Consider the following 20558-nt stretch of genomic DNA (forward strand, 5'->3'; position numbering starts at 1 on the left):
AGGAATCCGCCGTCAGCGCCGCCGCCGGACCGCCGTCCGCGTAGGCAGTCCCGGGGACGGCCCCGGGGGAGCGCCCGGCCCTTCAAGTTTTCCCGAAGTGCGTCCCTGCACTCTTGCACCATCATTCACTTCAAGAGGCAGGTGCGTTATGAGTGTGTTTTCATGCACAAAGGCGGAGGGCCAAAGACGTATCTTTAGAACTCCCACCCGCTTGGTCGCGGCAGGGACAGCAATGGCCCTGCTCAGTTTCCTAGGACTCACCACGACGGCGGTGACGGCCAGCGCCGTCGTGGCCCCGACGGGTGCGGGTTTCACCGTTACAGCGTCAGACCTGGCGTTCATCCTCAAGCAGATCAAGATCGCTGAGGCGCACGTTGCTAACACCACGTCCGCAACCGGACCGTGCGGGGCCCTCGTGGGTACCGGCCCCAACCAGATCGCCAGTCCCCTCGTCTCCCAGGGGTTACGGACGGTGGACGGGTCCTGCAACAACCTGCTGCCCGGGCAGGAGATGTTCGGTGCCGCGGACCAGACCTTCCCACGCCTCACCACTCCGGTTTTCAAGAGCGCCGAGAACTCACCTCCTGCGTTCGGCCCTTCCCGGCCGACGTCCTACGCGCAGAAGAAGGGGAGTGTTTTCGACTCCGAGCCCCGCGTCATCAGCAACCTGATCGTGGACCAGACCTCGACCAACCCGGCCGCAGTCGCGGCGGCCGGATTCCCTGTCCGGACGCAGGGCAACACGGGCGTCGTCCCGTGCACCACCGATCCGGATCCGCTGGCAACGCCGCCAGTGGACGCTGCTCCGGTGAACTGCACACCGTCGCACGAGACACTGTTCGTCCCGAACGTGACCACGGACGTCGGGCTCTCGCCGCCCTACAATTCGATGTTCACGCTGTTCGGCCAGTTCTTCGACCATGGCGTGGACCAGACCGTCAAGGGCGGCGGTACTGTGTTCGTTCCGCTAAAGGCCGACGACCCGCTCATCGCCGGTCCGGACCATGTCGTCGGCAACGCCGATGACCTGAACCCGAACCTGCGCTTTATGGTGCTGACCCGCGGCCAGAACCAGGCCGGCCCGGATGGTGTCGCAGGCGACAATCCGGCGACACCTGCAGACGAGAGCGCTGACGATATCCAGAATGCGACCAACACGGACTCACCCTTGGTCGACCAGAGCCAGACTTACACCTCGCACCCGTCACACCAGGTCTTTTTGCGGGAGTACATCAACAACTCCGACAGCAAGCCGGTTTCTACGGGCAAGCTGCTCGGTGGCGTGGCCGGCCCCTCGGCGAACGGCATGGCCACTTGGGCCACCGTCAAGTCCCAGGCCGCCATCTTCCTCGGCCTCAAGCTCGAGGACAAAGATGTCACCAACATCCCGATGATCGCCGCGGACCCTTACGGCAAGTTCATCCCCGGCCTCAACGGCCTACCTCAGTACGTCACCGCGACCGGCCTGGTGGAAGGCAACATTGCCGCCCCCGTGCCTGTGCCGGCCAACGTGCGGTACTTTGACACTCCGTTCCTGACGGACATTGCACACAATGCGGACCCGAGCCCGCAGGACACGGACAACAACCCGGGCACCCCACGGGTTGCTCCGCTTCCGGATGCTGACAACGCGGCCTCCGCCGACTTCGCCAACCAGCCCGCTGGTACGTACGACGACGAGATGCTCAACGTGCATTTCGCCGCAGGCGACGGGCGCGTCAACGAGAACATCGGGCTGACCGCCATCCATCAGGTCTTCCACTCCGAGCACGACCGCCTGATCGGCGACATGAAGAATGTACTGACCAGCGATACTTCCGCGAGCGGCACGGCAGCACTGGCCCAGTGGCAGTCGGCGGCCGGTGCCAACGGCTGGAACGGTGAGCGCCTTTTCCAGGCGGCACGGTTCATCACCGAGATGGAATACCAGCACCTCGTGTTCGAGGAGTTCGCCCGCAAGGTCCAGCCGGCGGTCAACCCCTTCGAGGCGTTTGCCTTCACTCAGACAGAGCTCAACCCGGCGGTCAAGGCTGAGTTTGCCCACGCCGTGTACCGGTTCGGTCACTCCATGCTGACCGATACAATCTCCCGCAGGAACGAGGACAGCCCCGGTCCCGACAGCGAGTTCGGCACCTCCGACGACATCAGGGGGAGCCAGAACGACATCTCCTTGCTCGAGGGGTTCCTCAACCCTCCGGAGTACACCGATGGTGGCCCTGCCGGTCCGCTCACCTCCGAAGAGGCTGCGGGCAGCGTCATCATGGGCATGTCCGACCAGGTCGGCAACGAGCTCGATGAGTTTGTGACCGAGACGCTGCGCAACAACCTGCTCGGCCTGCCGCTGGACCTGGCAACGATCAACATGACCCGGGCCCGGTCCGAGGGCGTCCCGCGGCTGAATGACCTTCGCCGGGAGCTGTTCAAGTCAACGAACGACGGCCAGCTGAAGCCCTACACCAACTGGATCGATTTCGGGGAGGGCATCAAGCACCCGAAGTCGCTCGTCAACTTCGTCGCGGCCTACGGTCAGCACCCGGCCATCCTCACAGACGCTGGTCCGGATGCCATAGTTGGTACTCCCGACGACGGACCGGCGACCCTCGCCTCCCGGCGGGCGGCTGCGCGGGCTATCGTCAGTCCCGACGTCATTGCCGGGGACGTTGCTCCCGCCGACGCTGCTGCGTTTATGAACAGCACGGACGCCTGGGCCGACAACGGCACCCAGTCGAAAACCGGCCTCGACAACGTTGACCTCTGGATCGGCGGGCTCGCGGAGCAGACGGTTGTGTTTGGCGGCCTGCTGGGCAGCACCTTCAACTACGTCTTCGAGAACCAGCTGACCGATCTGCAGAACGGTGACCGCCTCTACTACCTGGCACGCACCCCGGGCATGAACCTGAGGGCGCAGCTGGAGGGCAACTCATTCGCCGAACTGATGATGCGCAACACCAACGCCAGCAGTCTGAAGGCCGACTCATTTGCCACGGCGGATTGTAAATTCGAGCTGAAGAACCTGGCTGGCACCGCTGCCGGTTTCACGTCCTTCGGGAACACTGTCGCGGATGACGCAGCGTCGGAGTGCGACGAGCCGGCCGTGCTGATCCGTATGTCGGACGGCACGATCAAGTACCGTGCGCGGAACACTGTCGATCCGTCGGGGATCAACGGCCAGAGCGTCTACAACGGCACAGCCGGCGTCGACCGGATCTACGGCGGCAACGACAGCGACACCTTCTGGGGCGGTCTCGGCAACGATGTCATCGAAGGCGGTGACGGAGCCGACGTCGCGCTCGGCGGCGAAGGCAATGACATCATCACCGACCTTGCCGGCGACGACGTGCACAAGGGTGGTCCCGGTAACGATGCCATCGACGCCGGACCTGGCCTGGACATCATCATGGGTGGAGACGGCAAGGACTTCACCAACGGTGGGGCCAATGCCAACGAAACCTTCGGCGGAGTCGGTGACGACTTCATCAGCCTCGGTCAAGGCATCGATGCCGCCTTCGGCGACAGCGGCGACGACTGGGAAGAGGGCGGGGACCAGCCGGACCTCATGATCGGGGACAGCAGCAACCTGTTCTTCCTGGACGACTCCCAGAAACCCGGACACGACATTCTGATCGGCCAGGGCGGTGACGACGACTACGACATGGAGGGCGGAGATGACGTCGGTGTTGCCGGTCCCGGCGTGGAGAAGGTCGCCGGAGCCTCGGGTTACGACTGGGAGATCGGGCTTCGGGATCCACAGCCGCAGGACGCCGACCTGGCTCTTCCGATCCCGCCGCTTGACATCCTGACGGTCGGAGTCCGGGACAAGTTCAACGAAGTCGAGTCGCTGTCCGGGTGGGATCTGAACGATACGCTCCGTGGTGACAATGTGGTTCCCAGTGCCGTGGGCGGCGCAGGGTTCATCGGGTGCGACGTGCTGGACCAGGCAGGCCTTGACCGGGTTGCCGGCCTCGACGCTCTTGTGCCGCCGCTGAACACTCCGCTGGCTTCCGTAGTTGCAGCCTCGGCATCGAAGGACTGCCCGCTTCTGAGCGGTCCGAACGTCTGGGGCGATGGCAACATCCTCCTCGGCGGCGGTGGCAGCGACCTGATCGAAGGCCGAGGCGCCGACGACATCATTGACGGTGACGCCTACTTCAACGTCCGTCTGAGTGTCCGCTCCAACGCTGCTGACCCGTCGACGGAAATCGGCAGTGCCGCGGGAATGACTACGCAGTACCTTCGGGACGGCGCCGGAAACCTTACCGGACCGACACTTCAGGAAGCCGTCTTCGCCGGCAAGGTCGACCCCGGAAACATCGTGGCCGTCCGGGAGATCCTGACGGGCTCCGGCGGAACCGACCGGGCAGTCTTCTCCGATGTACAGGCGAACTACACGGTCACGACGACCGGTGGAGACGGCACACTGGGCTCGCCCGGATCCGTCACCACGGTGGTCCACAACGGAGCTGGCATCGATGGCACGGACACGCTCCGCAACATTGAATTTCTGAAGTTCTCCGACACCGTAGCCCCCAACGCACCGGTCATCGGCGTCGCAACGGCCGGCAACGCGCAGGCAACGGTCAACTTCGCGGCTCCGACTGTCGGTACCGCCAGCGGCTTCCTCGTGAAGGTGCTCGACGCGGCCGGCGCACAGGTGGGGGCACTGCGTCCCGCTCCTGCCGGTGCCACCAGCCTGGTGGTCACCGGCCTGGCCAACGGTTCCGCGTTCCGGTTCCAGGTCCAGGCGACCAGCGCCCTCGGAGACAGCCCGTTCTCGGCTGTTTCGAACGCTGTGACCCCGGCTCCGGCTCCGGTGCTGACCGCTCCGGGTGCCCCGACTATCGGTACGGCCACAGCCGGGGATGCTGCGGCAACCCTGACCTGGACCGCTCCCGCTTCCGACGGCGGATCGGCCATCACGGGTTACACCGTGCAGGCCTTCGCCGGGGCTACCCTGGCGCGTACCCAGGCGGTCACCGGAAACGTGGGAACCGTCGTCGTCACCGGGCTCACCAACGGGACTGCGTACACGTTCGACGTGGCCGCAATCAACGCGGTGGGTACGGGGGCAGCCTCGGCCCGCTCGGCTGCTGTGACCCCAGTAGCGTCTGACACCGTGGCTCCCACAGTCACGGCGCGGACACCCGCAACCGGGGCCTTCTCCGCCAGCCGCACCGCCAACCTGACGGCAACGCTCAGCGAAGCGGTAACCGGAGTGACCGGAACGAACTTCCAGCTCCGGCTCGGGACCGCCCCTGGCACCACAGTGGTACCCGCCGCAGTGTCGTACAACCCGCTCACCCGGGTAGCAACACTGAACCCGAACGGCAGCCTGACGGCCGACCGGCTGTACACGGTGACCCTCACGGGGATCAGTGACTCTGCGGGCAACACGATGGCGCCGACCACCTGGACGTTCACCACCGGCCCGAACCCGACCATCACCGCCCAGACTCCCGCCTCGGGAGCCACCGCGGTACGCCGGAACGCCAACGTCACCGCCAGGTTCAGCGAAGCCATCACCGGCTTCGCGGTGGTCGGCAAGGTCCGCATCCAGCGGGTCTCCACCGGAGCGGATATCAGTTCAGTGGAGTCGTTCAGCGCCGCCACCCGGGTGCTGACGATCAACCCCAGAGCCAGCCTCGCCCCGAACACCCAGTACCGGGTCACTATCACCGGTGGCACCACTGGGGTCCGGGACCTGGCCGGTAACCCGCTGACCACCCGTACGTGGACCTTCACCACGGGATCAGCTCTGTAACACCGTCACGACGGAAATGCCGGCTGGCGGGTCACACCAGGCCCGCCAGTCGGCTTTTTCCATCATCCCAAGGGTGTCATTCGGCACAATATCCAATCCCATCGCCCACTTTGGAGGGGCCATGACTACACGACGAGAAATTTTGAAGCTGGGCGCCGTCAGCGCCCTCGGACTGGCCGGGATGAAAAAGGGGGCCGACGACGTCCCGGCGGCGACGCCGCCACTCACATCCAGCCTGCTGGCTCCCGGGAACATGCCAGTCCCTTACGCCGCTGTCTTCCGCCGCCCACCGGAGCTGGTGCCGTTTGAGTCGGGCTTCGACGACGGCGACCCGACACGGCCATATGAGCGCTACGCACTCACCCAGCAACTCGGCCAGGCACAGTTCGTGCCGGGGCTGAGTACCACGGTGGCAGGCTACAACGGCATATTTCCCGGGCCCACCATCCGGGTCAGCCAGGGGACCCGGACCGAGGTACGGATTCGCAACGCCCTGCCCGCGACGTCATTTCTCCATCCGGGCGCCTTCAAGACGGTAACCCACCTTCATGGTTCGGCGTCGCTGCCACAGTACGACGGGTATGCCAATGACTCCACGAAACCTGGAGAGGTCAAGAATTACCATTACTCCAACTGGCAGCCGGCCCGGACGATGTGGTACCACGATCACAACCACCTCGTTACCGCCCAGGGGGTCTATTCAGGTCTGGCCGGAATATACCCGTTGTCCGACGCCTACGAGCGGGCCCAGCTGCCACAGGGGGAGTACGACGTGCCGCTGCTGATCTCGGATGCCATGTTCAACGCCGACGGCTCCCTGGGCTACAACGACAACGGCCACTCCGGGTTGTGGGGCGACATCATTATGGTCAACGGGGTGCCCTGGCCGACCATGAAAGTCAAGCCCCGGATCTACCGGTTCCGGGTCCTGATCGGTTCAATCTCGCGTTCCTACCGCCCCACGCTCTCCACGGGCGAGCCAATATACGTCGTGGGAACCGATGCCGGCATGGTGCCGGTGGTGCAACCGGTCAAGTCGTGGCGGCAAGGAACCGCCGAACGATGCGAAGTCCTGATCGACTTCCGAAAGTACCGGCCGGGGCAGAGTGTGGAGCTGCGCAACCTGAGCAATAAGAACAACGTGAGCTTTGCCAACACGAACAAAATCATGCGCTTCCAGGTCGTGGAGGATTCGGGTCCGGCAGCTACCTTCACCAGTATCCCCACTGCGCTGGACGACGGCGGAGCCCCAAACGCAGTCCGCGGCGGGATCCCCACCATGAAGCTGACAAGGGACATGGCGGTGGTGAAGCGAGACCTGAGGGTGATCCGCGAGAAAGGCGAATGGACCATCAACGGAGTCACCTGGGCGGACGTGGAAAAATCCGGCTTCACCCGGCTGTTTGGCAACCCCCAGCCCTACCAGGTCGAGGAATGGACCATTACGAACGCATCCGGAGGTTGGTTCCACCCTGTGCACGTCCACCTGATTGATGGCAAGATTATTGCCCGGAACACTAACGGGGGCAAGCCCTTCGCCTGGGAGACCGGGCCGAAAGATGTCTTCTACGCGGGTGAAAATGAGTCCATTACCGTGCTGATGCAATTTGATACCGGGGCCCACTCCGGCGGCAGATACATGGTCCATTGCCATAACCTCGTGCACGAAGATCACGACATGATGGTGCAGTTCTCCGTGGGCGACCTGAACAACAATGATCCCGTGACTTCTGACAGGCCCGTCCTGGACACGACACCCCTGGGATCCCATCCGCCGGCTTACAGGCCGGGCCTTGCGCCGGGGACCTGAGATGGGGCGCCTTGCCAGGACGACGGCTGCAAGCCTCCTGGTGCTGGCGCTGGGAGCATGCACGGGCGGGGTGCCGGACCCCGCGGCACAGGCTGCGGCACTTCCCGCCGGAGCCCAGTCCGCCACCGCGTCGGCCCCGCCATCCGCGGGCGAGGTGGTTGGCGGGGGGCCGCCTGCCCTCAAATCGGGGGCGGATGTGGGGAACGGCCGGCCGGTCAGCAGCCATGACGGGCTGATGGTGCGGCGGCGGACCGTCATCGTCGTCCATCCGGCCGGGGAGTCCGATCCGGCTGCCCTGCGCCGGCAGCTCGACGGGGCTGCCTCCCGGCAGGGCATCGAGCTGACCGACATCTCGCCGATGGTCCTTGATGCACTGCTCCTGGACCACCTCGTTCCGGAAGTCATCGTGGCACTGCCGGCAGGCCGGAGCCACGAGGACGCGGCCCGGCTCGCGGAACGGGCCGTCGGCAAGGAGGGCACTAACGCCGCGGTGGAACACCTGCACATCGGGGAAGTCCTGGTCCATGATCTGCAGTTCACGGTCGCTGCAGCGGATCCCGCCGCGCTGGCGGCATCAATTGCCGCGGAAGGGATCCTCTCCGACGCACTCGGCAACTATGAGGAAGTGCCCGACGGCGGGGCGCTGACGATCGGCTACACCGGACCGCTGCTCAGCGACGCGCTGGTGGAGTCCGTCCGCGACGCCATGGCCCGCAGCGCCGGAAAGCAGCCCGCCGACGTCGAGCTGGCGCCACGCTCAACGAGCGGAGAGGGAGTGGACCTATCCCGGGAACCGGCTCCCGACGTAGCGGAAAGCTTTGACGACTCGGGGCACGATGCGCCGGGATCTGACGACCCGGGGCACTGACCCGGGCATTGGCGGCGCCCGTAGCCAGCCTTTTTTGTTCGCCCCGCGGTCCGGCCCTACCGGCCGTCGATCAACGTGTCGCGAATTTCGCGGCGCAGGACCTTGCCGATCAGCGAGCGGGGCAGCGAATCGAGGACCACCACCCGGCGCGGTACCTTGTAAGCAGCCAGGTGTTTCCGCGCAAACACCTGGAGCGCGTCCGGATCGATGGTGGTCCCCGGAAGAGCGACGACGGCGGCGACCACATCCTCGCCGCCGCCCGGCCGGGGCAACCCGACCACGGAAACGTCGCTGATGCCGGGGAACGTCGCGAGAACGTCCTCGACTTCGCTGGGGGAGACGTTGAATCCGCCGGTGATGATCAGTTCCTTGATCCGGTCCCGGATGGTGACGAAGTGGTCGCTGTCCACCGAGACGATGTCCCCGGTGCGGAACCAGCCGCCTTCCAGCAGCGCATCCTCGGTCTCCTGCGGCCGGTTCCAGTAGCCGGAAAACACCTGCGGCCCGCGGATGAGGAGTTCGCCCTCTTCGCCCGCGGCCCGGTCGATCAGGACATCCCTGGGATCAACCACCCTGATGTCGGTCAGCGGAAACGGCACCCCCACGGTGCCCGGCTTGCGGCTGGGTCCGAAGGGGTTTCCTATGGCGATGGGGGAGGTCTCCGTCAGTCCGTAGCCCTCGATCAGGTACCCGCCGGTCGCCTTCTCCCACGTCTCCACGGTGGCCGTCGGCAGGTTCATTGCCCCGGAGATGGAGAAACGGATGCTCTCCAGTCCGATCCCGCGTTCCGCCGCCGCGGCGGCGATCCGGTCGTAGATCGGCGGGACGGCCGGCAGGAAGGTGGCCGGTGACTTCTTGAGCGCCTTCAGCACCAGATCGACGTCGAACTTGGGGAACAGCACCAGCTTTGCGCCGATGCTCAGGGCGAAGGTCATGCACAACGTCAGCCCGTAGGCGTGGAACATGGGCAGCACCGCGTACACGGTTTCCCGGCCCTCCTTGAGCCCCGGCACCCAGGCGCGGCCCTGGGCGGCGTTGGCCTGCAGATTGGCGTGGGTGAGCATGGCGCCCTTGGGCAGCCCCGTGGTGCCGGATGTGTACTGCAGGACGGCGAGGTCCTGCGCGGCAGGACGGGGGTGCTTCTTCTTCAGTTCCCCTGACTCGAGGAGCTCCCGCCACGGCCGCACAGTGCGGCGGGCAGGCGCCGTGTGGGCCCGGTGCCCGTGCTTGCCGGCGGACAGGGCCGCGCGTGCCGTGCGGGCCGCGGGCACCGGCAGCCGCAGCGCGATCCGCTGGAGCAGCGGCATGGCCGGGATCAGCTCCACCGAGACGAGGTGGCGCAGACCGACGTCGGCGGGCAGTTGGCGGACCTGCTCCGCCACCTTGTCCCAGACGACCGCCACCGTGGCGCCGTGGTCCTCGAACTGGTGGCGCAGTTCCCGGTCGGTGTACAAGGGGTTGTGTTCCACCACGACGGCGCCGAGGCGCAGCACGGCATGGAACGCAATGATGTGCTGCGGGCAGTTCGGCAGCACCAGCGCCACCCGGTCACCGGCCTTGACGCCCAGCCTCTGGAGCCCGGCGGCAGCCCGGCTGATGAGCATGCCCAGGTCCCGGTAGCTGGTGCGGGCCCCGAAGAACTCCAGTGCGGTCCTGGACCCGTAGCGCCGGACGGATGACTCCACGAGATCCACGAGAGTCCCGTCCGGCAACTTCAGGTCCGCAGGGACTCCCGGTCCGTAGGCGGCCGTCCACGGCCGGGCCGGGGCCTGAACTTTACCTTTGGCCGTCCGCTGGAATTTCTTGTTCATCGTCTGTCCTTGCCACTGGAATGCGCCGAGCACGGTTCGCGTGCTAAGAAGCCTGCAGGAAAAATCCTACCGGTGCGGCAGCGGGAATTTCTGCGAGGGGCTTAAGGCCCTAACCGGCGTACGGCGGACAGACCACACTGAACTGTCAGCTGCGGACCAACGGTCTGCGGACCATTGGTGCGGCTGGTCGGATCGCTCGGTGCCGAGCCGGTCACACCACGCAGAAGAACAGGGTTCAGCATGAACAAACCAATCGTCGTCGGATTCAACGGCTCTGCCGGCAGTGCGGCCGCACTGACATGGGCGCTGCAGCGGGCGTCCAGGCAGAAGCTCCCGGTGATAGTCATCCATGCGGTTGATGACCGCTGGATGTCCCCGGATTTTGAGTACCACGAACTCATCAGGGAATCGGGGATGGAGATGGTCGGGAAGGCGCAGGCCAGTGCCGGCGAGCAGGCGCCCGATGTTGAGGTCGAGGCGCGGCTCCAGCACGGCAGCGCGGGGCGGGCCCTTCGCGAGGCCTCTAAGGAAGCGTCGATGGTGGTCGTCGGCGCCCATGACAAGCACTGGCTCGACGGCGGCCCCCTCACAGACCGGGCCCTCCAGATTGTCACCGCCTCGGACTGCCCGGCCGCCATCGTCCCGGAAAAGCAGGGAACGTCGGGCCGCGGCGTGGTGGTCGGCGTGGACGGCTCGGAGGAGTCGCTTCAAGCGGTCGCGGTCGCGGCCGCCGAAGCGGACCGGGGCGGGGACGAGTTGACCGTAGTACTGGCATTTCGGAGTCCGGCGCGGTGGGTCGAGAACCAGTTGCCGGCCAGCGGGCTCGCAGAAACCCTGGTCGAAGAGGACCGGATCGTGCTCGCCGAGTCGGTAGTCGGCCTCGGCGACAAATACCCGGACCTCGTGGTCCATCAGCGCCTCGAAACCGCTACCGAGCCGGCGAAGGCCCTTGTGGAAACTGCGGCAGGGGCCAGGCTGCTGGTGATCGGCAGCCGCGGACGCGGAGGCTTCTCCCGGGCTGTGCTCGGCTCCACGGCCCACGCCGTGCTGTTGAACGTGCCGTGCCCCACCATCGTCACCCGGGTGCATAAGGTCAAGCACAGCCAGGACTGACGCCAACAGCGCCGGGCCGGACAGCGCCGGGCCGGGGTGGATAGGGCCGGGCCGGGGTGGACAGGGCCGGGCCGGGCCTGGTCGGCCCGGAACTCCGGCAACGCCGCCACCCACCGGGGTGGGCATGTCGCTGCCGACCACGGGGTGGGAGGATGATGCCGTGGAGCCCTTCTTCGATTTCGTCAGACACTACTGGTGGCTCATCTTTCCGCTGAGCGGACTGTTCGGCGGCTGGGCGCGGTCATGGTCCAAAGCCTCCGAACGCCGGCACCGGCGGCGGGTGGAGCTCTACAAGCTGAAAAACGCCGCAGCGGACGTGGAGCAGGCCAGCCGCTCCGAGGTGCAGGCCCTGCTGGAGGGCCACGACGCCGTGAACCGGCGCTGACTGGACTTTGAACTGAGTCGGGCACCATGAGCCGCTTGCGCCAAAGAAAATGGGGATGGTCCGGCTGCGCCGGATTTGAAAGGTCGCCCCCGAATTCTCCCGGACACACTTCGTCACCGGCGCCCGAGGATCCGGGCCTAACAGCAGGACAGTAATAGTTCCATGACGTCCGGGAACGCAAGCCGGCAAGAGTCCGGCCGCTCGCTATCATGTGCTTCGGTCTGTGCGGTATCGCCGTGATGTCCGGGCTGTACCTGATCATTCCCTACGTCAGCAAGTAACGTCAGCACAGCCCGGACCGGGGAGCCTCGGCCGGGCAGCCCGCGGGTGGGCAGCCCGGTGCGGATTGGCTAGGCTGGGCCCATGTCAAGCATCCAGTACTTCGTGGCATCTTCCCTGGACGGATTCATCGCCACTGCCGATGACAACCTGGACTGGCTGCTGCAGTTCGACGGCTTTGTTGGCGGCAAGGAAAGCTACGACGCCTTCATGGCCGACGTCGGCGCCATCGTGATGGGCGGCGAAACCTACGCCTGGCTGATGGAGCACGAACCCGGCAAGTGGCCCTACCCCAGTACGCCGTGCTGGGTCTTTACACACCACGAGCTCCCGGCGCCGAAGGGATCCGATGTGACCTTCGTGCGCGGGCCGGTGGGGGAATTCGCCCAGGACCTCAGGGACAACGCGGCCGGCCGGAACGTCTGGATTGTCGGCGGGGGAGTCCTGGCGGCCCAGTTCGCGGACGCGGGCCTGCTGGATGAGCTCATCATCTCCATCATTCCCGTGGTGCTGGGCAGCGGCAAAGCGGTGCTTCCGCTGGCACGCCCGACGGCGCCGCTGGAGTTAATCTCGTCCCACACCATGGGCCGCGGCATCTTGGAGCTGCGGTACCGTTTCGCCGCCAAACGCGCCTGACGCAGACTGCTGCCGCCGCAGGTGCCGGCCGCTACTCGGCCGCGTTCTCGCGGATCAGGTTGGTAATGCGTGCGGTCGAAAGCCGGCGGCCCTGCCCGTCCGTCATCACGATTTCATGCGTGGTGAGGGTCCGGCCCAGGTGGATCGCCGTGCAGGTGCCCGTCACAGTGCCCCCGGAGATCGCCCGGTGATGCGTCGCCCCGACCTCGATGCCGAGGGCCTGGCGCCCGGGGCCGGCATGCATCCCGGCGGCGAAGGATCCCAGCGTTTCGGCGAGGACCACGTGCGCCCCGCCGTGCAGGATGCCCGCCACCTGGGTATTGCCTTCCACCGGCATGGTGGCCACCGTGCGTTCCGGGCTCATCTCCAGGAACCGGATGCCCATCTTCACCACCAGGGCGCCCACGCCGTAGCGGCCGAGCCAATCATGCATTTCCTCGGGCACACCGGCAGCCACCAGTTCGGCCGCGAACGGGCCGGGCGTGAAATTGTCCATCATGGGAACTAGGCTGGCACCTGTGAGCGAAACTACCAAACCGGCCCTTGCCCCCTCTGCAGCGGATTCTACGGCAGACATCTTCCCGGCACCTGACACCGGATCCGGCACTGCGGCCGCGCCCGCCCGGAGCTCCAGCCGGGCCGCGGAGGCGGTTTCCGCCACCGGGGCCCCCGTGATTGCAAGCACCGGCCAGCCCCGGCTGATGGTCCTGGACGGCCACTCCATGGCGTTCCGCGCGTTCTTCGCTTTGCCGGCGGACAAGTTCTCCACCGCCACGGGGCAGCACACCAACGCCGTGCACGGCTTCACGTCCATGCTGATCAACCTCATCAAGGAACAGAAGCCCACCCACGTTGCCGTGGCCTTCGACGTCTCGGATGACACCACCCACCGGAAAGCCGAATACAGCGACTACAAGGGCGGACGCAACGAGACTCCCCGGGAAATGAGCGGCCAGATCGACCTGATCGACAAGGTCATGGGCGCATGGGGCATTAAGACCATCAAGATGCCAGGCTATGAAGCAGATGACATCCTGGCCACCCTCGCCACCATGGGAGACAAAGCCGGGTTCGAGGTACTCCTGGTCTCGGGTGACCGTGATGCCTTCCAGCTGATCACGGACAACGTGTTTGTGCTCTATCCCAAGAAAGGCGTCAGCGACATTCCCCGGCTGGACGCCGCAGCCATCCAGGCGAAGTACTTCGTCAGTCCCGCGCAGTATTCGGACCTCGCCGCCCTCGTGGGGGAGACCGCGGACAACCTTCCCGGGGTCCCCGGCGTCGGGCCCAAAACGGCTGCCAAGTGGATCAACCTCTACGGCGGGCTGGAGGGGGTTCTGGCCAACCTCGACACGATCGGCGGGAAGGTGGGGGACGCCCTCCGCGAAAATGTTGAGGGTGTCCTGCGCAACCGGCGGTTGAACAGGCTCCACACCGACCTTGACCTCCCGGTAACGCTGGACGAGCTGGCGGAACCGCGGCCGGACCAGGCGGCCCTAGAGGAACTGTTCGACACCCTCGAATTCAAGACCATCCGCACCCGGCTCTTCGCCCTCTACGGCAGTTCGGTCGCTGAAACGGAGCGGGAAAGCCTCGAAACCCCGGACTTCGTGATTCCGGCCGGAGCGGCCGAGCTGGGCGCCTTCCTTGCGGCGGGTGCCGGCAAGCGGTCAGCCGTCGCCGTCGAGCTTGTGCCGGGCCGGATCGGCGAGGATGCCGCCGCCGTGGCGATTGTCCGCGATGATGCCGCGGCCTACATCGACCTGGCAAGCCAGGACGCCGACGCCGAAAACGTCCTGGCAGGGTGGCTGCGGGACGCCCACTCAGCGAAGGTGATGCACGGTTTCAAGGCTGCCCTGAAAGCGCTGAGCGGCCGCGGGTTGGAACTGGACGGCGTGGTCGACGACACCTCGATTTCCGGCTACCTCATTCAGCCCGACCGCCGCAGCTACGAAATCGCGGAGTTGGCGCAGCATCACCTCAACATCGCCGTCTCGACCGATGCCGCCAAGGCCGGCCAGCTTGAGCTGGCGTTCGACGGCGACGATGCCGCCGCCGCGGGGGCGCTGGTCCACGTTGCCGCCGTCGTCCAGGCCCTCAGCAGGTACTTTGAAACGGAACTGACGGAGCGCAAAGCCCAGGACCTGCTCACCACCCTCGAGCTGCCTGTCAGCCGGGTCCTCGCGGACATGGAACTCGCGGGAATCGCCATTGACCTGCCCCGCATGGACGAGCAGCTGGCGGACCTGGCCAAGGTGATCGAGAACGCCCAGGAGCTTGCCTTTGCCGCGATCGGCCACGAGGTCAACCTGGGATCCCCCAAGCAGCTGCAGACCGTGCTGTTCGAGGACCTGGGGCTGCCGAAGACCAAGAAGATCAAGTCCGGCTACACCACCGACGCCGCGTCGCTCAAGAACCTGCTGGAAAAGACCGGACACGAATTCCTGGTCCAGCTCATGGCGCACCGCGAATCCTCGAAGCTGCGCCAGATGCTGGAGTCGCTCAAGAAGTCCGTCACGGACGACGGCCGGATCCACACCACCTACGCGCAGAATGTCGCAGCCACGGGCCGGATTTCCTCCAACAATCCCAACCTGCAGAACATCCCGATCCGCAGCGAGGAAGGCCGGCGCGTCCGTGGCATCTTCGTGGTCAGCAAAGGCTACGACTGCCTGCTCTCCGCGGACTACTCGCAGATCGAAATGCGCATCATGGCCCACCTTTCCGGGGACGACGGCCTGATCCAGGCGTACAAGGACGGCGAAGACCTCCACCGGTTCGTGGGCTCCAACATCTTCCACGTGCCCACAGACCAGGTCACTAGCGCTATGCGCTCCAAGGTGAAGGCGATGTCCTACGGCCTGGCGTACGGTCTGACCTCGTTCGGGCTCTCCAAGCAGCTGGAGATCTCCGTTGACGAGGCCCGGACCCTCATGAAGGACTACTTCGACCGGTTCGGCGCCGTCCGCGACTACCTCCGCGGCGTGGTGGAGCAGGCCCGGATCGACGGGTACACCGCGACCATCGAGGGGCGCCGCCGGTACCTCCCGGACCTCACCAGCACCGACCGACAGTTGCGCGAGAACGCGGAACGCGTCGCGCTGAACTCTCCCATCCAGGGATCGGCGGCTGACATCATCAAACGCGCCATGCTGGGCGTCTCCGGCGCGATTGCGGAACAGGGCCTCAAATCGCGGATGCTGCTGCAGGTCCATGACGAACTTGTTCTGGAGGTCGCCGCCGGGGAGCGCGAGGCCGTGGAGAAACTTGTGACGGAGCAGATGGGAGCGGCCGCAGAGCTGACCGTTCCGCTCGATGTGCAGATCGGCATCGGTTCCAGCTGGTACGAGGCCGGGCACTAGCTATTCGGCGCCAGCACTTCGGCACTGAGTTCGATTCGGCACTAAATTTTCGGATTCCGGGGCCGCCGGGACCGCAGCGATTCAGGGGGAGAAACACGTGGCAGAGAACTACCAGATCCGGCGGTTCCGGGCGGCCGGGAAGGGCGAGCCCGACTACGCGCTGGGGGCCGCCTGGCTGCGCGGTGTGGGCGTCGGTTTCTACGACGAGCGGCACAAGGACGAGTTCGTGGACAAGGTCATGGCCACGTACCGCGCGGACGACCGCGAGCTGACGGGGGCTTACCAGACCGGCACCGTTGCCGCCCACTCCCTGCCGGCGGATATCCCGGTGGCAACCTTCGGGACCCTGCGCAAGGAGCTGAACATCGGCTACGGCCGGCAGCTCGAAACACAGCTGATTACCGCCGTGACTGTCCGCGGAACCCACCGGCGGCAGGGTCTCCTGCGCCGGATGATGACCGAGGACCTCAGCGCGTCCAGGGCCGACGGCCTGGCGATGGCTGCCCTGACGGCGTCGGAAGCCTCGATTTACGGGCGGTTCGGCTTCGGCGTCGCCACCTTCGAACGCAGCATCAAGGTGGACACCGGACCGCGGTTCCGCGTGCGGCACGTGCCCGGCGGGACGGTGGAAATCGCTGACCGGAAGGTCCTGCTGGATTTGGCTCCGGCCGTGTTCGACCGTGTCCACCGGGCCACGCCGGGATCGCTGGTGCGGCAGGACGCGTACCGGCAGCGCAGCTCGGGAACCCTCGGGAAGGACGGCGCGGAGGACGACGCGATCAGGTGCGCCCTGCACTATGACGCTGCCGGGACCGTGGACGGCTATGTCGCCTACAAGTTCTCCGGCTGGGACACCAAACCCCATGCCATGGAGATCGTTGATCTCGTGGCGGCGACGGAGTCCGGCTACCTGGAGCTGTGGCAGTTCCTGGGCAGCATGGACCTGATCCAGCGGGTGAGCTGGAGTGAAGCGCCGGTTGAGGACCCATTGGTGTGGGCGCTCGAGGACCCGCGCTGCATCGACTCCGCCGATCACGGCGACATGCTCTGGCTCCGGGTGCTGGACACGGCTGCCGCCCTCGGCGCGCGGCGCTACTCCGCCGACGGAACCCTGGTCCTGGGCATAACCGACCCCCTGGGCCTCGCGGACGGTACGTTTGCGCTCACCATCAGCGGCGGCGAAGCCACCGTCACGGACGCTCCGGCGGGTACTGCGCCGGAGCTCGTGCTCGACGTCGCCGAGCTCGGTTCGATCTACCTGGGCGGCGTCTGCCCCGTGACGCTGACTGCGGCAGGGCGGATCGCCGAGCACAGCCCGGGGGCGGCGCTGAAAGCGCGGCTGATGTTCGCCGTCGAACGCGCCCCGCACTGCCTCACGCACTTTTAGCGGAAAAGCGGCCGCAACCCGGGCCTCATCAGCCCGGTTGCGCTTTGACCGGCGTTGCCGTAAACGACTAGACTAGACGGGCGCGTACAACGTGCGCGCATCTACAATCCACAAATCAGGATGACCCGGCTGATCGAAGTTGAGACGCCGAGGTCTTCGCGTGCATTCCATAGTGCGGGCGAAGCGGTTTGCCTGACCGACTCACTATCCACAACGGAGCCCCTACTACATGACCATCACCTCCACCGAGAAGCCCGGTACCCCCGTAGTCGCCATTAACGACATCGGTACCGCTGAGGACTTCCTCGCAGCAGTCGACGCCACCATCAAGTACTTCAACGACGGGGACCTCGTCGAAGGTACCGTCGTCAAGGTCGACCGCGACGAAGTTCTGCTCGACATCGGTTACAAGACCGAAGGTGTCATTCCCTCCCGCGAGCTGTCCATCAAGCACGACGTCGATCCCTCGGAAGTTGTTTCCGTCGGCGATCTCGTCGAAGCTCTGGTACTCACCAAGGAAGACAAAGAAGGCCGCCTGATCCTCTCCAAGAAGCGCGCTCAGTACGAGCGTGCCTGGGGTGACATCGAGAAGGTCAAGGAAGAAGACGGTGTCGTCACCGGTACCGTCATCGAGGTTGTCAAGGGTGGTCTTATCCTCGACATCGGTCTGCGCGGCTTCCTGCCCGCATCCCTCGTCGAGATGCGCCGTGTGCGCGACCTTGCTCCGTACATCGGTCAGAAGATCGAAGCCAAAATCATCGAGCTGGACAAGAACCGCAACAACGTTGTGCTCTCCCGCCGTGCCTGGCTCGAGCAGACCCAGTCCGAGGTCCGCTCCACGTTCCTCAACAAGCTGGAAAAGGGCCAGGTCCGTCCCGGCGTCGTTTCCTCCATCGTCAACTTCGGTGCCTTCGTGGACCTGGGCGGCGTAGACGGCCTTGTTCACGTATCCGAGCTGTCCTGGAAGCACATTGACCACCCGTCCGAGGTTGTCGAGGTCGGCCAGGAAGTCACCGTCGAGGTTCTCGAAGTCGACCTGGACCGCGAGCGTGTTTCCCTGTCGCTCAAGGCCACGCAGGAAGATCCGTGGCAGACCTTCGCCCGCACGCACGCCCTCGGGCAGGTTGTGCCGGGTAAGGTCACTAAGCTGGTTCCGTTCGGCGCGTTTGTTCGCGTGGAAGACGGCATTGAAGGCCTGGTCCACATCTCCGAGCTCGCCGTCCGCCACGTAGAGCTGGCCGAGCAGGTTGTCTCCGTGGGTGACGAACTGTTCGTCAAGGTCATCGACATTGACCTCGAGCGTCGCCGCATCTCCCTCTCCCTCAAGCAGGCGAATGAGGGCGTCGACGCCGAGAGCACCGAATTCGATCCGGCTCTTTACGGCATGGCCGCTGAGTACGACGAAGAGGGCAACTACAAGTACCCGGAGGGCTTCGATCCGGAGTCCAACGAGTGGCTTGAAGGCTACGAGACGCAGCGCGCCGCCTGGGAGCAGCAGTACGCTGACGCCCAGACCCGCTGGGAAGCCCACAAGAAGCAGGTTGTCCAGCACGCTGCCGACGACGCTGCAGCCGCAACGTCCGGCGAGAGCGACTCGGGCACCACCAGCTACTCCTCCGAGCCGGCTGCGGCCGAGACCAACACCGGTGGCGGCACGCTTGCTTCCGACGAGGCTCTTGCAGCACTGCGTGAGAAGCTGACCGGCAACTAATTGCCTTTGTATCTCCGGGAGCCCGCTCCCTGGGACCAGGCGGTTAGTAGCTGGAAGTAACACCGTGAAGGTGGCCGTCCCTGCGGGGGCGGCCACCTTTCGTTAGGGGACATGTCCAGTCCTGGGCCCGGGGTATGCGCACAGTGGCACTATGTCCGGTGGCCGCGGGGAAGGTGGGGCATGTCCCGCGGCGGGAATCAGTGCAGTGCGATCCTGGCCTTGACCGGGACCGCGCCCGGGACCCCGGCCGTCGCTGCTCCCGCCCCGGTCTCCAGCTCTGCCCCCGCCGACCGCAGGAGCGCCAGGGCACCGTGGTTGCCGGCCGTGGTGTCGGCCTCGAGTACCGTCGCCCCCGACTCGGCCGCGTGGGCCTTCACCAGCCGCAGCGCCTCGCGGCCCACACCCCGGCCACGGAAGTCCCGGGCCAGCCAGATCCCCGTTTCGAGGGTGCCCGGGCCCAGCCGCTTGAGCCGGATGGACCCGGCCAGCTCACCGTCGCAGCTGATGGCCCAGCTCCGCTGCCGTGCCGGCCCGTCCAGTCCGGCCGTGGCGGCGTGGTGGTAGTCGCGTAACCAGCTGACCCGCTCGGGGTTCCAGCCCGTCACGCTGCCAAGGGGCGGAGTGACCTCGTCGGCATCGGCGCCCCGGATCGCCACGGTGAGAAGCTGCTCCAGGACGTCCCCGTTCACGTCGAGCAGCGCCACCACGCCATAAGCCTCAACTGATGGGGACATCGGTCCACTCCGTTTCTCCGGGCAGCAGCACGGCATGTCCGGCCGACAGGGCGGCGAGCCGCTCCGCCGCCTCGGCCAGCCCGGCCGGATCATCCGGCAGGGCAAGCCTGAGGACAGTGGTTTGCGCCTCGTAGCTGGTTGCAGCCATCACATAGCCCGCGGCGCGCAGGTCATTTTCCAGCCGGCCTGCCGCCGTATGCGGCACATTGACGGCGCAAATCCGCAGCCGGCGCCGCTGCACCAGCGGCGCGTGGTCCAGGGCGCCGGAGACGGATTCGGAGTACGCCCGGACCAGCCCGCCCGCGCCCAGCAGGATGCCGCCGAAATAGCGGACGACGACGGCGGTCAGGTCACTGAGGTCCGTCACTCCGGGCGCAGTCTCGCGTTTCAGCAGCGCCTCGAGCATCGGAGTCCCGGCCGTGCCGGCGGGTTCGCCGTCGTCGTTGGAGCGCTGCACCTCCCGGTCCGGGCTCAGGACGAAGGCGGAACAGTGGTGCCGGGCGTCGTGGAATTCCTTGCGCAGCCATGCGAGCACGGCACGGGCGCTGTCCTCATCCCCGGTGCGGTGCAGCACGGTGATGAACCGGGAGCGTTTGACCTCGAGTTCGTGCCGGAACGCCGGCCCCGCGGAAAGCGTCGTATAGACGGTGGCCCTGCTCTCCGGGGAAACCGCGTCTTCTGCCACCGGATCAGTTTAGTCTGGT

13 protein-coding genes are annotated in these 20558 nt (G+C 66.1%); 9 read left to right on the forward strand and 4 right to left on the reverse strand.

Annotated features, from left to right (window positions below):
* The first annotated feature begins 232 nt into the window (after window positions 1-232).
* The 3 genes from RCH07_RS14850 (at window position 233) to RCH07_RS14860 (ending at window position 8436) form a co-directional block, all read left to right on the forward strand.
* Complete coding sequence (locus RCH07_RS14850) at window positions 233-5758, forward strand: peroxidase family protein (RefSeq protein WP_326968254.1); 5526 nt, start codon at window positions 233-235, stop codon at window positions 5756-5758.
* Window positions 5759-5879: 121 nt separating this feature from the next.
* A complete protein-coding gene (locus RCH07_RS14855) occupies window positions 5880-7568 on the forward strand; it encodes a multicopper oxidase family protein (protein ID WP_326968255.1) in 1689 nt (562 codons plus the stop codon).
* Window position 7569: 1 nt separating this feature from the next.
* Entirely contained in the window at window positions 7570-8436 is an 867-nt protein-coding gene (locus RCH07_RS14860; RefSeq protein WP_326968256.1) for a hypothetical protein, read from the forward strand.
* A gap of 56 nt (window positions 8437-8492) precedes the next feature.
* Here RCH07_RS14860 and RCH07_RS14865 read toward each other — a convergent pair whose 3' ends face one another.
* Window positions 8493-10247, reverse strand: a complete 1755-nt coding sequence (locus RCH07_RS14865) for a long-chain-fatty-acid--CoA ligase (RefSeq protein ID WP_326968257.1) — start codon at window positions 10245-10247, stop codon at window positions 8493-8495.
* A 240-nt stretch (window positions 10248-10487) separates the two neighbouring features.
* On the opposite strand from RCH07_RS14865, the gene RCH07_RS14870 reads away from it, so the two are divergent.
* The 3 genes from RCH07_RS14870 (at window position 10488) to RCH07_RS14880 (ending at window position 12660) form a co-directional block, all read left to right on the forward strand.
* Window positions 10488-11360, forward strand: a complete 873-nt coding sequence (locus RCH07_RS14870) for a universal stress protein (RefSeq protein ID WP_326968258.1) — start codon at window positions 10488-10490, stop codon at window positions 11358-11360.
* 160 nt (window positions 11361-11520) lie between these two features.
* Complete coding sequence (locus RCH07_RS14875) at window positions 11521-11745, forward strand: hypothetical protein (RefSeq protein WP_326968259.1); 225 nt, start codon at window positions 11521-11523, stop codon at window positions 11743-11745.
* A 363-nt stretch (window positions 11746-12108) separates the two neighbouring features.
* Window positions 12109-12660, forward strand: a complete 552-nt coding sequence (locus RCH07_RS14880) for a dihydrofolate reductase family protein (protein ID WP_326968260.1) — start codon at window positions 12109-12111, stop codon at window positions 12658-12660.
* 31 nt (window positions 12661-12691) lie between these two features.
* On the opposite strand, the gene RCH07_RS14885 is transcribed toward RCH07_RS14880, so the two are convergent.
* Window positions 12692-13159, reverse strand: a complete 468-nt coding sequence (locus RCH07_RS14885) for a hotdog fold thioesterase (protein ID WP_326968261.1) — start codon at window positions 13157-13159, stop codon at window positions 12692-12694.
* A gap of 223 nt (window positions 13160-13382) precedes the next feature.
* Between RCH07_RS14885 and polA the strand changes: the two genes are divergently transcribed.
* The 3 genes from polA (at window position 13383) to rpsA (ending at window position 19120) form a co-directional block, all read left to right on the forward strand.
* The gene (polA, locus tag RCH07_RS14890) at window positions 13383-16022 is read left to right on the forward strand and encodes a DNA polymerase I (protein WP_326968273.1); all 2640 of its coding nucleotides are present in this window, start codon (window positions 13383-13385) and stop codon (window positions 16020-16022) included.
* Window positions 16023-16119: 97 nt separating this feature from the next.
* Window positions 16120-17409: a GNAT family N-acetyltransferase gene (locus RCH07_RS14895; RefSeq protein ID WP_326968262.1), complete on the forward strand. Its 1290-nt coding sequence runs from the start codon at window positions 16120-16122 to the stop codon at window positions 17407-17409.
* 229 nt (window positions 17410-17638) lie between these two features.
* Complete coding sequence (gene rpsA, locus RCH07_RS14900; protein WP_326968263.1) at window positions 17639-19120, forward strand: 30S ribosomal protein S1; 1482 nt, start codon at window positions 17639-17641, stop codon at window positions 19118-19120.
* Window positions 19121-19317: 197 nt separating this feature from the next.
* Here rpsA and RCH07_RS14905 read toward each other — a convergent pair whose 3' ends face one another.
* Both RCH07_RS14905 and RCH07_RS14910 read right to left on the reverse strand, forming a co-directional pair.
* A complete protein-coding gene (locus tag RCH07_RS14905) occupies window positions 19318-19854 on the reverse strand; it encodes a GNAT family N-acetyltransferase (RefSeq protein ID WP_326968264.1) in 537 nt (178 codons plus the stop codon).
* Entirely contained in the window at window positions 19838-20539 is a 702-nt protein-coding gene (locus RCH07_RS14910; protein ID WP_326968265.1) for an IMPACT family protein, read from the reverse strand. The genes RCH07_RS14905 and RCH07_RS14910 overlap by 17 nt, the downstream gene beginning before the upstream one ends.
* Between the last annotated feature and the right edge of the window lie 19 nt (window positions 20540-20558).

It is taken from the genome of Arthrobacter sp. CG_A4, from assembly GCF_035985125.1.
In the GTDB taxonomy this organism is placed as follows: Bacteria; Actinomycetota; Actinomycetes; order Actinomycetales; family Micrococcaceae; genus Arthrobacter.

Coding starts and splice junctions, on each gene's coding strand:
- RCH07_RS14855 (WP_326968255.1), top strand. CDS start 5,880: ATGACTACACGACGAGAAATTTTGAAGCTGGGCGCCGTCAGCGCCCTC.
- RCH07_RS14870 (WP_326968258.1), top strand. CDS start 10,488: ATGAACAAACCAATCGTCGTCGGATTCAACGGCTCTGCCGGCAGTGCG.
- RCH07_RS14885 (WP_326968261.1), bottom strand. CDS start 13,159: ATGATGGACAATTTCACGCCCGGCCCGTTCGCGGCCGAACTGGTGGCT.
- rpsA (WP_326968263.1), top strand. CDS start 17,639: ATGACCATCACCTCCACCGAGAAGCCCGGTACCCCCGTAGTCGCCATT.
- RCH07_RS14905 (WP_326968264.1), bottom strand. CDS start 19,854: ATGTCCCCATCAGTTGAGGCTTATGGCGTGGTGGCGCTGCTCGACGTG.
- polA (WP_326968273.1), top strand. CDS start 13,383: ATGGCGTTCCGCGCGTTCTTCGCTTTGCCGGCGGACAAGTTCTCCACC.
- RCH07_RS14880 (WP_326968260.1), top strand. CDS start 12,109: ATGTCAAGCATCCAGTACTTCGTGGCATCTTCCCTGGACGGATTCATC.
- RCH07_RS14865 (WP_326968257.1), bottom strand. CDS start 10,247: ATGAACAAGAAATTCCAGCGGACGGCCAAAGGTAAAGTTCAGGCCCCG.
- RCH07_RS14860 (WP_326968256.1), top strand. CDS start 7,570: ATGGGGCGCCTTGCCAGGACGACGGCTGCAAGCCTCCTGGTGCTGGCG.
- RCH07_RS14850 (WP_326968254.1), top strand. CDS start 233: ATGGCCCTGCTCAGTTTCCTAGGACTCACCACGACGGCGGTGACGGCC.